This window comes from Blautia sp. JLR.GB0024 (assembly GCF_037000545.1).
Lineage (GTDB): Bacteria > Bacillota > Clostridia > Lachnospirales > Lachnospiraceae > Blautia > Blautia celeris.
This window is the reverse complement of sequence record NZ_JBANBF010000002.1, coordinates 740,522-757,113: the sequence shown is the minus strand read 5'-3', so window position 1 is coordinate 757,113 and position 16,592 is coordinate 740,522. Positions and strand designations below refer to the sequence as shown.

At 44.9% G+C, this 16,592-nt stretch carries 14 protein-coding genes; 4 read left to right on the top strand and 10 right to left on the bottom strand.

Annotated elements, in window-relative coordinates:
- Positions 1 to 26 precede the first annotated feature (26 nt).
- Positions 27 to 971 (bottom strand): glycoside hydrolase family 43 protein, encoded by a 945-nt coding sequence (locus tag V8Q34_RS07470; protein WP_335835163.1) that lies wholly within the window; start codon positions 969 to 971, stop codon positions 27 to 29.
- A 261-nt stretch (positions 972 to 1,232) separates the two neighbouring features.
- On the opposite strand from V8Q34_RS07470, the gene V8Q34_RS07465 reads away from it, so the two are divergent.
- Together V8Q34_RS07465 and V8Q34_RS07460 are read left to right on the top strand one after the other, a co-directional pair.
- Positions 1,233 to 3,674 carry a glycoside hydrolase family 2 TIM barrel-domain containing protein gene (locus V8Q34_RS07465; protein ID WP_335835162.1) on the top strand — a complete coding sequence of 814 codons (2,442 nt, stop codon included), beginning with the start codon at positions 1,233 to 1,235 and terminating at the stop codon, positions 3,672 to 3,674.
- Between the two features lie 81 nt (positions 3,675 to 3,755).
- On the top strand, positions 3,756 to 5,132 hold the full coding sequence (locus tag V8Q34_RS07460; protein ID WP_054350717.1) for an MATE family efflux transporter: 1,377 nt from the start codon (positions 3,756 to 3,758) through the stop codon (positions 5,130 to 5,132).
- Between the two features lie 22 nt (positions 5,133 to 5,154).
- On the opposite strand, the gene V8Q34_RS07455 is transcribed toward V8Q34_RS07460, so the two are convergent.
- The 5 genes from V8Q34_RS07455 to V8Q34_RS07435 form a co-directional block, all read right to left on the bottom strand.
- Positions 5,155 to 5,793 carry an ABC transporter ATP-binding protein gene (locus V8Q34_RS07455; protein WP_335835161.1) on the bottom strand — a complete coding sequence of 213 codons (639 nt, stop codon included), beginning with the start codon at positions 5,791 to 5,793 and terminating at the stop codon, positions 5,155 to 5,157.
- Positions 5,790 to 6,638 (bottom strand): hypothetical protein, encoded by an 849-nt coding sequence (locus V8Q34_RS07450; RefSeq protein WP_335835160.1) that lies wholly within the window; start codon positions 6,636 to 6,638, stop codon positions 5,790 to 5,792. Before V8Q34_RS07450 ends, V8Q34_RS07455 begins: the two co-directional genes overlap by 4 nt.
- Complete coding sequence (locus V8Q34_RS07445; RefSeq protein ID WP_335835159.1) at positions 6,628 to 7,395, bottom strand: hypothetical protein; 768 nt, start codon at positions 7,393 to 7,395, stop codon at positions 6,628 to 6,630. Before V8Q34_RS07445 ends, V8Q34_RS07450 begins: the two co-directional genes overlap by 11 nt.
- 114 nt (positions 7,396 to 7,509) lie before the next feature.
- Positions 7,510 to 8,643 (bottom strand): hypothetical protein, encoded by a 1,134-nt coding sequence (locus tag V8Q34_RS07440; RefSeq protein WP_335835158.1) that lies wholly within the window; start codon positions 8,641 to 8,643, stop codon positions 7,510 to 7,512.
- Entirely contained in the window at positions 8,640 to 9,026 is a 387-nt protein-coding gene (locus V8Q34_RS07435) for a hypothetical protein (protein ID WP_033141520.1), read from the bottom strand. The genes V8Q34_RS07440 and V8Q34_RS07435 overlap by 4 nt, the downstream gene beginning before the upstream one ends.
- Positions 9,027 to 9,296: 270 nt before the next feature.
- On the opposite strand from V8Q34_RS07435, the gene V8Q34_RS07430 reads away from it, so the two are divergent.
- Together V8Q34_RS07430 and V8Q34_RS07425 are read left to right on the top strand one after the other, a co-directional pair.
- Positions 9,297 to 9,689: a BlaI/MecI/CopY family transcriptional regulator gene (locus V8Q34_RS07430; RefSeq protein WP_335835157.1), complete on the top strand. Its 393-nt coding sequence runs from the start codon at positions 9,297 to 9,299 to the stop codon at positions 9,687 to 9,689.
- Positions 9,690 to 9,692: 3 nt separating this feature from the next.
- Complete coding sequence (locus tag V8Q34_RS07425) at positions 9,693 to 10,865, top strand: M56 family metallopeptidase (protein WP_335835156.1); 1,173 nt, start codon at positions 9,693 to 9,695, stop codon at positions 10,863 to 10,865.
- Between the two features lie 311 nt (positions 10,866 to 11,176).
- Here V8Q34_RS07425 and V8Q34_RS07420 read toward each other — a convergent pair whose 3' ends face one another.
- The 4 genes from V8Q34_RS07420 to V8Q34_RS07405 form a co-directional block, all read right to left on the bottom strand.
- Positions 11,177 to 12,124: an AraC family transcriptional regulator gene (locus V8Q34_RS07420; protein WP_335835155.1), complete on the bottom strand. Its 948-nt coding sequence runs from the start codon at positions 12,122 to 12,124 to the stop codon at positions 11,177 to 11,179.
- A 22-nt stretch (positions 12,125 to 12,146) separates the two neighbouring features.
- The gene (locus V8Q34_RS07415) at positions 12,147 to 13,892 is read right to left on the bottom strand and encodes a glycoside hydrolase family 35 protein (protein ID WP_335835154.1); all 1,746 of its coding nucleotides are present in this window, start codon (positions 13,890 to 13,892) and stop codon (positions 12,147 to 12,149) included.
- Between the two features lie 128 nt (positions 13,893 to 14,020).
- Entirely contained in the window at positions 14,021 to 15,607 is a 1,587-nt protein-coding gene (locus tag V8Q34_RS07410; RefSeq protein ID WP_033141524.1) for an extracellular solute-binding protein, read from the bottom strand.
- Between the two features lie 75 nt (positions 15,608 to 15,682).
- Positions 15,683 to 16,591 carry a carbohydrate ABC transporter permease gene (locus V8Q34_RS07405; RefSeq protein WP_033141525.1) on the bottom strand — a complete coding sequence of 303 codons (909 nt, stop codon included), beginning with the start codon at positions 16,589 to 16,591 and terminating at the stop codon, positions 15,683 to 15,685.
- Position 16,592 lies beyond the last annotated feature (1 nt).

Genomic DNA, 16,592 nt, shown 5'->3' with positions numbered 1-16,592 from the left:
TCAGCCGGGCAAATAGTTACCCTGTTTCATTCTGTAACTGCCCGGTCAGATACCCTGTTTCCAAAACAGGTATGCAGGCGCTCATATTCTTCTTCCTCCAGAACCAGGACAGAACCATGGCGTTTGCAGACATTTCCCATATGGCAGTCTCCGGGTTCTGCCACCTTAAAGTCGCCTTTTTCCAGACTTGTACAGATAAGGGGAAGATACCCCAGCCCCTCCGCAAACTGATCCACCATAAGGCACCATTTTCCTTCTTCCTCCATGGGGAATGCCGCAGGGCCTTCCACTCCCGTCAAAGCACTTAATGCCTCTGCCTCCATCTCTGTAAATTCCCCCTGAAGACTGGTGCCTCTGTCCATACGTACCTTTTTCGTAGTCTCATCCTTTGAAAAACGGTAGAAAACACCATTCTCCTCCACTATAGTGGTATCTATCACATGATGCTCCCTCTCAATGTATTTTTCCGGTGATGTGAACACTTTAAAATCTCTTGTATAGGAGCTGTAAATCCTCTGTTTGTGCGCGGTATCGCCTGCCTCTTTTGTCATGGAAGCCCAGAACACAAGATAGGCTTCCTTCTCCGGATCGTATACTGCCTCCGGTGCCCAGGCACAGCCTGCCCCGGGGACACCGGTTTCAAAGGTCCAAGGTTCTGACCAGTGTACCAAATCCTTGGAACACCAAATCACAATTTTTGTACTCCCCTCCATCTGTGCCGCGGTCCAGCCTTTGCCGTTTGCTATCCTCAAATCCGTTGCAATGATATAAAATTTTCCGTCTATGACAGACCTTACTATAAACGGGTCCCTGACTCCTTTTTCCCCGTCTTCCCAGCGGATCACCGGATTTTGTTCATTTAGATCCTGCCAGTGCAGCCCTTCCCTGCTGAGTGCAAAATACACCTGCTCCCCCTCAGGGGATTCCCCTGTGAAATGTACAAATAAATAACCTCTTTTTCTATTCCCCATGCAGCTTTTTCCTCCTTAGCTGTACTCTTTTCCCATTTTTTGAAATCGGTTTCAAATTTATTTCATTCTACTACACCCCGCGTATTTTTACAATGCTTTTCCGTAAAAAAGTCGCTGATTTACAATAAGTCTCTCTTAATTCCATTGTTTTCCCCGGCGGGTTCCCTATAATATGTTTTAGCAGAAAAATGGAACCAAAAGGATGACACTGTGTGGGGACAAAACAGTTGCCAAAAATATATATCAGGAGGTATTTCTATCATGAATACAACATATTATCCCATAAACAAAAACTGCAGATTCCACCTGGGAGACTGCCCGGATGCCTGGCAGGCATGGTACGATGATTCAGACTGGGAGAGTGTTTCCCTTCCCCATGACTGGTCTGTCACCCTGCCCTTTTCCAGAGAGTATTCCAGCGGGACCGGGTATCTGGCAGGAGGAATCGGATGGTACCGTTTCCGTATCACGCCCCGGGAGTCCTGGAAAGGCAGACGCCTGTATCTGGCCTTCGACGGCGTCTACAAGAACAGCCGTGTCTGGTGCAACAGCTATTACCTGGGAAACAGGCCCAACGGATATGTTTCCTTTACTTATGACATTACGGAACAGTTCAGCTTTGACCGGGAGAATGTCATCTGTGTCTGCGCAGACCACAGGGATATTGCGGATTCCCGCTGGTTCACCGGTTCCGGCATCACCAGAAAAGTACAGCTCCTTGTGCAGGAGCCCGTACATGTGATCCCCGGGAGCATGGCCTTTGAAACCCCTGAAGTTTCTTCCCAAAAAGCTCATTTCCGCGCTTCCTGTGAAATAAAAAATGACACACAGCAGGATGTACAGATTACAGCAAAGTTCAGACTGGTAAAAACTGAAAGTACAGAGTCTGCTATAGAAAACTGCAGTTCCGCAGCCGATAAGATGCAGGCTGAAGTCTCTGTAAATATGCACATCCCTGCCGGTACTGCATGCAGGGCCAAAGCCACAGGTGAAGTTCTTTCTCCCGCCCTGTGGTCCCCTGATTCACCGGATCTATATACCCTGGAAACCCGGCTCTGCCCTGCAGACGATGTTTCCGGCGAAGCCTGCTGCGGCAAAGAGTACATGGCTGACAGCCGCAGGGTCGGCATCCGCAGCATCCGTTTTGATCCGGATACAGGCTTTTTCCTGAATGACAAAAACATGCTGATAAAAGGCGTCTGTGTTCACCACGACGCGGGCTGCCTGGGCGCCGCTGTACCCGTACCCGTGTGGGAAAGGCGTCTGAAAAAACTGAAAGATATGGGCTGCAACGCCATCCGCATGAGCCACAATCCCCATATGCCGGAGCTTTATGACCTGTGTGATTCCATGGGATTTCTTGTTATAGATGAGGCTTTCGACGAATGGGAGGGGCCAAAAAACAAGTGGAGCACAGGACATAATGTGTATCCGCCAAAGCATCAGGGGTACTACCTGGATTTCCCCAGGTGGCACAAAGAGGACCTGACGGACCTGGTACGCCGGGACCGCTGCCATCCTTCCATTATCATGTGGAGTATCGGCAACGAGATCGACTACCCCAATGACCCTTACTGCCACTCTTCCTTCACCACCATGACCGGCAACAACGATGCGGATAAACCGGCAGAGGAACGGCAATATAATCCCAAAAGGCCGGATGCCGGACGCCTGGCTGTACTGGCCGGGAGGCTCACAAAAATCGTAAAAGAGATTGACACGACACGTCCTGTCACCCTGGCGGCTGCCTTTCCCGAACTGTCCTCCCGGCTGGGATTTCTGGATTCCCTGGATGTGGCAGGATACAACTACAAGGAGCATCTCTACGAGGAAAGCCACCGCAGGTTTCCGGATAAACCTTTCATCGGAAGCGAGAATGGACACAGCCTGGAAGCATGGGAAGCCGTGACAAAGAATCCCTATATCTCAGGACAGTTTCTCTGGACCGGAATTGATTATCTGGGGGAAGCGAAAGGCTGGCCCATCCACGGCTCCGGTGCCGGGCTATTGACCCTTGCAGGATTTGAAAAACCGGGCTATTACCGCAGACAGAGCCTCTGGTCCTCCAAACCTATGGTACATCTGTCCACAGCCCGTCCGGATGCAGACCGTGGGGAATGGACTCCTGTATCTGATACCTGGAACTACCCGGAAGAAGAGGAAGTGCTTGTGAAATGTTATACGAATCTGCCTCAGGCTGAGATATGGCTGAATGAAAAATGTCTGGGCACTTTTCAAAAGGACCCGGCCCGCGACGCCATTATACTCACCACTGCCTATGTTCCCGGTACGCTGAAAGCCCTTGGAAAAGCTTCGGACGGTACAGAAGTATCCCATGCTCTGACTACCACCGGCACGGCCTGTAAGATATCCCTGCACTGTTATGAGGATACACTTCCTTCCGCCACGGAACCGGCGTTTCGTCAGATTGAAGTGCTCATGAAAGACACCTGGGGAAATCCTGTTTTATCGGACACCTCACTTTTACATGTGAATGCGGAAAACGGCAGAATACTGGGTCTGGAAAATGGAGATCTGGCAGATGTGACAGATTACTGCGCCGCCTTCAGACGGGTATATCACGGCAGATTGTTGATTTATGTAAACTATATAGATGAGGAAAAAGAAATGACCATTACCGTTTCCGGTGATGCGGAGGCAAATATAAAAACGGCTGTCCTGACTCTTCCCCCCTTAAAATAACACAGCCAAAAACAGGAGCACAGACAGGACTGCGCCGTTACCCGCGGCCAGACAGCCAAAGGCCTTCAGAAAGGAAATTCCATGAAATTCTTTCATTATGACAAAACACTCAGCATTATGAAGACACCCCAGGGCACGATGACCCTGTCCCGTATTTTCGTTCCGTTTTTTACGGAAATGCTGCTGCTCAACATGATGGGCACCATCAATACCCTTATGCTCTCCCATTACTCAGATGACGCGGTGGCTGCCGTCGGCTCTGCCACCCAACTTCTGGGGATGATACTCACCTTTTATACCGTGATCGGCACAGGTGCCTCCATTGTGATCAATCACAATCTGGGCGCGGAAAATACGGAAAAAGCTTCGGATGCAGCCCTCACTTCCATTATCCTGTGCGGTTCCCTGAGCCTTGTTCTCGGCACCTGTCTCTCCCTGGCTGCAAAGCCGCTTTTGGGTCTTATGCATCTGGAGGGACAGGTATTGGATTATGCGGTCACTTATTTCCGGATCGCGGTGCAGTTTTCCTTTTTCCAGGCAGTGACCTCCAGTATCTCCGGCATTTTCAGAAGCTACGGAAAGCCAAAGATATCCGTCTGTGTCTCCCTGACCATGAATGGCATGAATGCGGCACTGGCTTATCTGGTCATTTTCCGGCCTATAGAACTTCCTGTCTCAGGGGTAACCGGTATTGCCGCCGCCTATGTGTGCAGCCAGCTTTTCGGACTGCTCCTGATCCTTACCTTCCTGCGGAAAATACCTCTTGGGCTGCATTTCAGACAGAAAACCCCTGCCTCTCTGAAGATTGCCGTGACCATGCTGAAGGTAGGAGTTCCGGGCGGGATCAGCAGCATATCCTACAACCTCTCCCAGGTGGTTTCCACCTCCATCATCGCCATTTTAGGGGTTGCTGCCATTTCCACCAAAATCTATGTATCCAATATTGTCTTTTATGTATATGTGTTCGGCATGAGTCTTGGGCTGTCCACCTCCCTGATGATCGGCTGGCTTGCCGGAGCGGGGAAGTATGAACAGGCATACCGTCTGAACCTGCAGAATCTGAAACTGACCATAAGCGCCAATGTGATGCTGTCCTTTCTGATCTTTCTGCTGGCGGAACCACTGCTTGGATGCTTTACCTCAGACCCGCAGATCATTTCCATGGGCAGGCATCTGATGCTCATCGATATACTGGTGGAGATAGGCAGAGGATTTAACCATGTGGAGGAAAATTCCCTGCGCGGTGCCGGCGATGTGATCTACCCCATGGCAGTGTCCATGATATCCTGCTGGACCATGAGCATTCTATTTTCCTACATTCTCGGAATCCGCATGGGGCTTGGGCTGACGGGATGCTGGATTGCCTTTGCCATGGATGAATTTTTCCGGGGCACCGCATATCTGATACGCTGGAGATCAAGAAAATGGACCACGAAAACAGTCGCGGTCCATGTCTGAAAAAGCCGTTTTGCCGGCTCTCCTATTTTCTCTGTATGCGGCCCGAATCCATCTCGTATACGGAGTCGCACAACTGCCGGATATCTTCCTGGTTATGGCTGGCAAGCAGTATGGCAGTTCCTTTTTCTTTTAATTTCAGCAGTAATTTACGGATATCTTCTACTCCCTGATTGTCCAGGCCATTCATGGGCTCGTCCAGAATTAAAATGTTCTGTTCCTCCATGATGGCCTGGGCAATTCCCAGTCTCTGGCGCATCCCCATGGAATATTTGCCGACTTTTTTATTCTTCTGCTCCGCAAGGCCCACCAGGTCTAAGACAGCATTTATCTTTTCCCTGTTAGCCTTACCGTTTAGTCCCATTAAAAATTCCAGGTTTTTGTAACCGCTGTAATGCCTCAGAAATCCGGGTGATTCTATGATGATTCCCAGATTTGACAGGGTACTTTTGTCCTTTCCCACAGCTTTTCCTTCTATCTGTATCTCACCCCTGTCTGACTGCAAAAAGCCGCAGATGCATTTAAAAAGCACCGTCTTCCCGGAGCCGTTTCTTCCTATGATTCCGCAGATACTCCCCGCATCTGCCTGTAAGCTGACATCATGCAGAACCTCAATATTTTTAAATGATTTGTAAACATTTTTCACTTCTATGGTATGGTTCATTCTTCAACCTCCGGAAGATCTTTGTGCAGGATACCGTATATACATCCCAGGAACAATATGGTGATCAAGACACCCAAAATAAGGATTTGCTGTATGGCGTCAGGGCCTCTGTAAGTGGGACTGTAAAACAGATACGAGGGGTCCAGCCAGGCCGCGGTTGCCAGATAATGAATAGAGGTCGGCATAAAAGAAAGGCGGTATGGAGCCAGGAGCACCAGCATTGCGGCCGCAATCCCTGCCTCACGTCTCAGGAACAGATTGCAGAAAAACAACACCAATCCAATCAGAACCGCATTTAAAATTCCCATCAGACAGGTCCAGCCCAGGGCCTCCATAGGCTTAAACCGATTCAAGATATCTACAGGCACCAACAAAGGGATTCCGCTGTTAAGTCCCGCATCTGTCCGTGCCAATGTATTCCAAACATTACCCCACTCATTTCTGAATGAAATATGGGGAAACAGAAAAATCAAACTCATAAGGTAAAGCATAAGAAAATATAACACGCTGCCCAAAACAATATAACATATCTGTCCCATTGCCCATACGATTTTTCCGGTTCTTATGGTCAAAAACATTTGGGAGCGGTTAAAAAACGGTGCATTGCTGAACAACAGAGCCACCCCTGCCAGAAAACAGAAAATAACCGATGGATGGATAAATAAAAAGCTGAATAAAAAAGGAGTTGCTTTCAACTGATGCATTTCCAAAAATGTGCGGAGGGAAGACATCAATGTACTTAAAAATATGAAATTACAGATAACGATCATATATAGTCTGGGATTGCGGATCAATTGTATTAACTGATATCTGGTTATCCGCAGAATACGATGTCTATGCTTCATACTCGTACCTCCTGATCCCAAAATACAACAAAATGCAGGAACCTATGTAAAAACAGAGTGCAAATATGGCAATATACAGAAAGAACAGAGTACAGGGCTGATTGGTACTGACCACCCAAAACATACTTTCCACATCTGCAGAAAATTTTATTATATAATTGGAAACAAAAATCAAGATAAAAAATAAGACAGGCGGTACACACAATACCAGGAATCCATCCCGTATATAAGCAGACAAAGCCAAAGATGCCGCCGCCATACAACTGCAGCAGATTCCATTCACCAGCGTTTGAAGAAAGATAAATCCCATTGTGTGCTCAGGAAGCATAAATCCAAAGGTTGTAATCTCTTTTAAATTTTCCACAGCCAGGCCGCTGTCCGATACCAGCGGATACTGGGTCAATTCAAAAGCCAGGTACAAAAAAGTTCCCAGGCAATAGACTGCAATAGTTCCAATAACGCAGACCAATACTTTGGATATTACATATTTTTGAAGTGAAACCCTGCAGAGTATATTTTTAATTTCATGGTCCTGCATATCTTCACATACGCTTAATCCATAAACACAATTACAGACTGCCATAGTAATATATACAACTGTACTCCGCCCCACTGTTCCAAAGAATATCCCCAAAACATCCATTTCCAGGAAAAACCTCCGGCTGTTCCAGTACCATAAAATCGCTGCTGCCAGAATGATCAGTACAAACCTCTTATTTAGAAAAGCCCTCTTCATATCCATTCGAAAAATTCCCATATAATTCTCCTGTTTTATATAAACCCAGAGTTCTAAATATTTCTTCTATGCCCGGGAGGTTGAGTGCAAAAGCCGCCAAAGCTGTCTGCCCCAACCTCCAACTGAGCAGTCCGATTAAACTGTCAATTCCTGACCATTCACAGCATCTATAACTATTTTACTTTCAAAAGAATAATCCTCACCCGAAACTGTCGTGTCAAAAACCCATACCGGCCTTAATTCTGCCGTATAATCCTTCCCCGGAATTATATCCATCATGAAAGAAATCCGTTTTACCTCATAGGAGGTACCGACAAGGCCCTTATAGTTTTCAAAAAATGTGTCGGCCGCTTTATCAAGTGATATTAAATCCACCGCATCTGTCTGTGTCCATGCATAACATCCTTGAATACCAGCCCCTACTATGCCGGATGGATTCAGCATAACTGTGGCCTCCTCACCCTCTTCAAATCCCTGGCCCGTGTAAAGATTATAGATAATAGGAATCCCGTTATATTCCTGCCGAAAATAAAAATAATAGGTATCATCTGCCGAAGACCAGGATTCTTTTTTCAGGGAGGGGTCTGCTTCTCCGCTGATATCTGTTGTATCCTCTTCCTGCTGCATGGTCTCATGATCCATAACATAAGCAGTTACCACCTCGCCCAGATTGATGCCATACTTTTTAAACAGCCGGCGGACAGTATCTGCAGCATCTGCCTGGCTCATGAAATCCAGATTTTCTTTCTTCTGGTATAAATCTGCATTATATTCTTCTGCAAAGGTTTCTGTGACAATGCAGTTGGAGTAATGCTGATATAATCCGGAATTTACTATAAATTCACAGGAATTATTATAAGCAAGGACAAATGCATTATCTATATCCTCTAAATTTTCCAGAGAAAAAAAGGCGCTGTCGTCTTCATGATCAAACTGCAGGGAAATATCAGGCGGAAGCAGATCATTTCTTATCTCTTCACTCATTTCACTCAAAGGCAGAGGTTCTCCCGATGCACAGTAAACCGTGTTTTCCTTTACTGCATCCGGAATCACCACATCAGCATCTATACTGATGTTTTCTTCTTTTCTTGTGAATGCAGTGACCGATGAATCAAAGAATGCACTTTTTGACTCTTGACTGGCATTTGTCTTTGCTTCTTTTTCTGAATCCACTGAAGAGAGCTGTTCCTTACTGCCACAAGAAATCAGCCCCGCTCCCAAAATCGCATATAATATGATAAATCTTAAAATCAACTTCTTCTTATTCATGGATTATACTGTCCTCTGATCGTTGTGCCCACACCGCCCATGGGATCGTAGTGAATATAGAACGTATCCTTCATATTGGCATATCCCATATATCCTAATTTCTTTGATTTCGTAGGAGACGAAAAAGACCAACTGCCTGTCGCCACACCATATATACTGCCGTTATCAACATTAATCGCTACGGATTTATTAGTAGAATGATATGTCGTGGTAACATATGCTGCTTGTTCCAAATCACTCTTTTTCCCCGGCGCCGTTCTTTTATCAACAGCATTCGTTGTGAATGCAAAATATTCTTTGCCTGCATATACGGGGATGGAACATGTAAATACCGTTGAAAGCAATAACCCGATTGCTATGATTCTTTTGGCACGATTCTTCATAATGTCTATCTCCTTTCGTAAACGATATCAGATATATATTGGTTACTCACTTAAATACTATATACTGTACAATGGAATCCCCTCTTTCTCGAATATATTAAATAATCCGTTTTACATATAATCATGTATTGACAATACCATATTAATAGCAACTCGTCAATATTAATATAATGTAATTAAATTACCTTTATAAACTTTGTATATTTTTATCAATTTTTATATTGACACTTTATGCAATATATCTTATTCTTATAAGGAAAGGAGGATAATATGATATCACTTTTTGAAAAAGAAGAAGCTGTCATGTATACAATCTGGGGTATAGGGCACCCATGCGTAATTTCTGACATCTTAAAGACTAATCAGGAATTGAACAGAAACACGGTTGTAAAGGTTTTAAAAACACTTACATCAAAGGGGTATATTAAGGTAGACTCTATTATTAAAACAGCAACAAGAACAGGGAGGGGATATATACCCATAATACAACAAGAAGATTATGAGGCACAAAAACAATTAATGCATATGATTATTGAAAGTCCCACCCCTCAAGATGGGATTTTACAATACTGTTCTACACTAGCTAATGGCAAACATTTAGATGCTGCGTTTATAGATGAGATGGAAAGACTACTTGATAATCTTAAGTCAAAGGAGAGCTAAAATATGGAGTTATCGTTACCTGCATTAATAACGTGTTCTATATCCATGTCCCTTCTCAGTATTATCCTTTACATTGCATTAAGATGGAACTATTTATTAAAAAAAGTGGGGATTCTAAGTGTTTATATATTAATGATTTTAACCATCATAAGAGGGTGTTTTCCACTGGATATATATAAACCCGGACTAACTAAGACATATGAATCATTAGTGATAATACCGGCAATACAGAAAATAATTATGACCCCTGTCACTTATGAGAACCATCATTCTTTTTCTGTCTTGGACTTAATAATCATCATGTGGATTGTTATAGGATCATTCTTATTTATCAAAAAATCCGTTGGGTATTATCGCTTAAAACAAAAAATTTCTCAAATGCCCAGATTATCATCAAATAATATCAACCAGGTGTATCAAAGAGCATTTCTAAATGTTTTTAAAAGTAAAAATCATAACATTGAAGTGATCAAAATGGAAGGGATATCCACCCCTGCTGCTTTCGGCCTCTTTCATCCGGTAATATTACTACCTAACATTGAGTTTACAGAAACGGAACTTTACTGTGTTTTATTACATGAATTAATACATATTAAACATCGGGACTGGGGGATAAAAGTCATTATGGATTTTATTTCCTGTATTCACTGGTGGAATGTATGTGTATCCATTTTGTTACCATCCATGTTACAACAAATTCAGGAATTATATGTAGATCATTCAATGGAAGCTATAGTTCCAACCCAAAACAGACTTGACTACGCCAACAGTATATTAAAAACATTGAGACATGCCCAAAGTAACAGAAAACAAGTGATGGATCAAACTTCTTATTACGCCTTATGTAATTTGTCGAATAAAAAGAACCTTCGGCAAAGATTTTATTATATAGAAAAATGGAAACATAAAAAAAAGTCAAATACCTTTATTGCATTTGCAGTAATACTCTTCATATTTTCCTTCACTTTCGTTTTTGAAGCGCGTAATTTACCGGAATACGACCAGAATGGAGATGATGTATTTTATTTAGAAAAGGACAACTCTTATTACTTAAAAAATGGAAATTTTTTTGATTTATATCTTAATGGAGAATATTTTTATACTACAGAAGATTTAACACAAGTTCCAAATGATTTTAAAGACCTGCCTATTTATGAGAAAAGGGATTTTAAATGAAAAAAAGAATACTTATTTGTTTAACAAGCTCTATGTTTATCTTGTCAATTTGCCCCGCCATTAATAATTCTTCTTATGATTTCTCAATAAATACCGCGTCATCAATTGATAGTACCGTGTTACCTAAAAAAGATATTATTGGATATCAATATAAAAAAGTCAATAATATAATTTATAGGCGATTATATAATTTCTCTGCCAATAAACCCTTAGGTGATTGGGAACGTATTTAATACCATTGTTAAGTTCTTATTCCTGCTCGCTGAATAACTTAAAAACTAATCCTATATAAACAGCAGGATATCGCCTTATCAGCGATCTCCTGCTGTCTCTTTCTTCTTCCCCACACACTGCCGCACCCCCGCCATAGTCCCATACTGCCCCGGTGATATCCCCGTATATTTTTTAAACACCTTGCAAAAATACCCGTCGTCCCTGAATCCCACCCGGTATCCCACAGCGGATATCTTCATGGATGTGGTTGCGAGCAGTTCCATGGCGCGGTGTATCCGTATCTCGTTGAGGCAGACGAAAATAGTTTTTCCGATATTCTTTTTGAACACCCGGTTCAGATAATCAAAATTACAGGAAAATTCCTCCTCGATCCCTGCACCGGATATCTGCCGGTGGTAATTTTCATTGAGATAATTCAGCAGCTCATGGACTCTGTGATAGGAGGATGGAATCCCATGAGTGGGCCTGACCGTCCAGGAAGACAATGCCTCCCTGGAGATTGTCACCAGTGCCTCCATAAACCTGCATTCACAGGCTGTCTTGTAATTTTCCATCTGGTTCCTGTGCTGCTCCATGGCTTCCTGAATCAACTGCAGCACCCGCAGATAGCCGCTCTTTTTTCCCAGGGAGACGAATTTCGGCAGCCAAAGGCAGTCATCCCGGTACCTTTTGTAGGAACCGCTGTCCTGCTGCAGACAACAGCCCCGGATTTTCAGAAGATTTTCCATAAACTCCTGGTCCTCATCCCTTCTGCATATCTGCGGATGGCGGAAATGGATATAAAAATACTCGCATTCTGAGGCCTTAATCCCCTCATGCACAAAGTCTGTATCTAAAAGGAGTATGTCTCCTTGCCGAAGCTCATACTCCTTTTGGTCTTCCTTTAGATACAGCACTCCCTGCTTCATGATATAAAGAATATATTCATCCGGCTGCCGCCTTCTGTGCACATAGGGCGGTTCCAATACCGCTGTGTCCACCAGGCGAATCTGAGGCAGGATATTTGCGTTGATCTCATAATACATTTACTGCAGGCACCTCTTTTTGTCAGCCAAGATCCGGTTCTTCGCAAAGGGCGATCGTGCCCGGCGCTTTCCCCTCTGTCTCGAAAATAAGGATGGTATTCTGTCCCTTTTTCAAAAGCGGTCCCGGTATATATAAGCGCTTCTGCGGACCAATCTCCCAGAAACGGCCTATATTAAATCCATTGACCAGAACACAGCCTTTTCCCCATCCTGAGAAATCAAGGAAGGTATCCCCTGTCTCCTCCGCCTCAAATGTAAACTCATAGAATCCCGGCTCTCCTTCGTTTACCGGAACATCAAAGTCCAGCCCGCTTAAATCCTCCATGGGCAGGCAGTATTCTGTCCAATAATAGTGCTGGTGTCCATTGATCTGCACACTTCTGTCAATCCCCTTGCGCTGCTGTTCCAGCGCGGGTCCGAAATTTACACGCCCCATATTTTCCATGAGAATAGAGATTTTTTCTCCCTTCTGTATCGGGCTTTCAAACTCATATTCTGTCAGCAGCTCTCTGTCATACAGTGTCAGTACCGACCTCTCATCCACGAACATATTTGCCCTGTCGTTTGCGCCCCAGAGACGTATCTTCTCGATTGGCCCCTCGTATTTCAAAGGGCTTTCATACATGATATATCCGTATCCCTGTCCCAGTTTTTCCATGGACTGGGGGTATACACTTGCAGCAGGTTCTGCAATATTTTTCAGATTTCCGAAGAGACCTGTCCTTCTGGATACCTTCAGGGTACCGTAATCTTTTCTTTTTATCTCTGTGCTCAGAGCAACTTCCGGAACCTCTGCATATTTGCTGATCACCTGGCGGAATGCCTGGTATTTCGGCGTGATCCTGCCATCCTCAGTCAGCAGTGCGTCATAGTCGTAGGAGGTTACATCAGGGGTCAGTACATCGTAATAATTAGAGCCATTGGTAAAACCGAAATTGGTGCCGCCCTCAAACATGTAGATATTGACATGACCCTCCGATAAGATTTCATCCAGATCCTTCACATGTTCCTCCAGATCTCCCGTCTGGTGGCACTCCACACCCCAGTTGTCAAACCAGCCCACCCAGAATTCCATGCACATAAGGGGCTTGTCTCCTATTTTCTCCCGCATAATGGAGAACTGCTCTTTTCCCTTTGAGCCAAAATTTCCGGTCTGCAGTACGCCCTCGACTTTTCCGCAGTCAAAGGCATCCCCCCACGGGCCGTCTGATGTGACAAGGGGTACCTCACATCCGCAGTCGATCATAAGGTTCTTCATGTACTCCAAGTATTCCCTGTCATCGCCATAGTAACCGTACTCGTTCTCCACCTGCATCATGATCACCGGTCCGCCCTGGGTGATCTGCAGCGGTGCGATGACCCGGAAGAGCTTTTCGTAGTATTCCCTCACATGCTTCAGATACGGTTCATACATGCAGCGCAGACGCATGTTGTCCTCTTTTAAAAGCCAATAGGGAAGTCCGCCGAACTCCCACTCCGCGCAGATATACGGGGACGGCCTTAATATCACCATCAGCCCCAGCTCCTGCGCTGTCTTCACATAGCGGGTAATATCTAAAATACCGTCAAAATCAAACTGTCCCTTCTCCTTCTCATGCAGGTTCCAGGGAATGTAGGTCTCCACTGTATTGCATCCCAGCGCTTTTAATTTTTCCAGTCTGTCCCTCCAATATTCAGGTACCACACGGAAATAATGCATTCCTCCGGAAATGATCTTGATCTTTTTTCCATCCAGATAAAAATCTTCCCTTATCTCAAATTTTTCCACTTCCTGCTCCTTTCTGAACTTTGCATTGTTCATACAGCAAATGGGAATGCCAAATGCCGGGCACTCTCAGCTGCGTCGGTATTGGTATTCCCATGCTTATTTACAAAAACTTCCTGCTTATGATTTTATCACTTTTCTGCTTTGAAATCATCAATATTTTTCTGGATTGATGCTTTTACTTCATCATAACCGGCTGCTTTCAGTTTTTCTCTCATCTCGTCGATTGCCTTTGCAGGATCCTCATATTTTCCGTATCCAAGCTGCGGAAGGTATTCGGACAATACGTTTGCGATGGCTGCCTGCTGTGTCTCGATGGCGTTTTTGTCAATAATCAGGTTCTCAAATTCATAGTCATATGCAATCTTGTCGTAATTGGCGATCATATCCTGCGTTCCGTCCCACCAGCTCTCATTTGGCAGCTCCAGGTCGTCGTTACGTCCGCACCAGAAGTTTGCGTCCAGCTTGTCTGTGGCCTCATCCCATCCTTCCGGGTATGACAGTTTGCCGTCATCTGTTACAATATAGTCAGTTCCTTCCACACCATAATTGATGTAGCGATAACATTCCTCATCGTTGCGGAGCAGATCGTAAACCATGAGAGCTCTCTCCGGATGTTTGGAATTGGCGCTGATGGCTGCGGCACCGTGGGTCTTGATGGGTTTTGCCACATTGTTATTTTCCTGTCCCCAGTAATACATCTTCACATCAGAACCCGGCTGTTTTACATCCATGTTGGGTTTTACCTGTGTATAGTAGGTCTGGCTGTGGTGCTGGTCTGCTGCACAGGTACCTGCATACATTTCTACTCTGGTATCCCCGTCATAATTCAAGGCATCCTCACGCCATACGCCGATCTCATTCCACTCTTTCATCAGCTCCGCTGCTTCATAGATGGTGTCATCCTCCATATACGGAGATGAAACAGTATAAGGATCTTCTTTGGATGTAAACCAGAATTCATAGTTACCTGCATTACATCCTACAAGCTGGCGGTAATTTGTGTTTGATAAGATATAAGGCTCCAGAAGGCTTCCCAGATTGTTCTTTCCCGCATCCCACGGAACCACATCCGGTTTGTTCTCTTTTACCCATTTGAAATATGTAGTCATTTCATCGAATTTTGTGATGGTGCCATCCGGGATTCCGGCCTCTTTTGCCCAGTCGCCCCGGTACATCATTCCATGGTTTGTGTACTGGGTGTAGTTGTCTTCCGGAATGAACATGATCTCACCGTCTAATTTACAGATATCCCAGTCACCGTCTGCCTCTACCTGCTCATAGGTCTTGGGCGCGTAGGTCTTCAGCATGTCATCTGTCAGCGGCAGGAATGCTCCCTTCTGTGCGTTTTCCCATCCATACAGCCAGTCTGTGGCGGTTGTGATGATATCAAGAGAGGCATCGCCGCTCAGAAGCTGGGTATTATACTGTGTCTGCCAGTCAGCCCATTCTACATAAGTCAGCTCCAGCTCTGCATTTACCTTGTCGGTCAGAACTTTATTCAGTTCCTTTAACATTTCCTCGCATCTGCCGTTGGACGGCTTGTTTCCCAGAACCAGCATGTTGATCACCTCATGGCTGGAAGTGTCAATGGTTCCGTCCTCCTTTACCTTGGAACTTGCACCCTCACTTTTGCTTCCGCAGCCAGCCAGGCTTGCTCCCATCAATACTGCCATTGTCAGGGCCAGAGTACGTTTTACTGTCGTATTCTTTCTCATTTTTGATCCTCCACTCATTATAATTGATTCATATAAATCCCTATACGGGAAATTCATATCATACATATAATACTGTCATCCTTTTACAGCGCCTACGGTGATACCGGAGATAAAATATTTCTGCACAAAGGGATATAAAAATACAATCGGGCCTGTTGCCACCACTGCAGTTGCCATTTTCAGCGTATTGGACGGAAGGTCCGCAACAGTGACGGCTGCGCCGGCCATGGAATTCTTAAGCGCGGCTGCCTGGTTAATGATATTGTACAGATAATACTGCAGCGGTTTGAAATCCACCTCTGAACCCAGATACAGGGAGGAGAGATACCACTCGTTCCAGTATCCCAGGGCCAGAAACAGGCCAACCGTTGCCAGCGCCGGTTTCAGCATGGGCAGAACAAGGGAAATAAAAATCCTGAAATCCCCGGCTCCGTCAATCTTGCCGGACTCTGTTATCTCAAACGGTACTGATTTTGCAAAGTTCTTCATCAGAATGATCAGCCACGGTGTCATGAGAAGCTGGAAGAACACGGCAAAATAGGTTCCCTTTAACTGCAGGTACCTGGATACCCAGATAAAAGTGGGCGCCATACCTGCGGAAAACAGGGTTGTAAAGTAGATAAAAAAGGATATCGCATTTCTAAAAGGAAAATCCTTTCTCTGCAGGGCATATCCGGTCATGGCAATGACGAACAGCCCCACCAGGGTTCCGCAGACTGTAAGCAGAATGGTAACTGCGTAAGAGCCCAGTATCATTTTCGGGAAACGGAACACCCAGGTGTACGCATCCAGCGTAAACTCTTTCGGAAGCAGGCCAAAGCCTTCCTTCATAATGACGCTCTCCGTGCTCAGTGAAGCCGATATGATCAGAATAAACGGCAATAGGCATATCAGCGCAAACGCTGTGATCACCAGATACGAAATTATTTTCACAACCAGGGTACTGGTGTCCTGTTTTATCTTTGTCTTATTTTGATTCTGCACT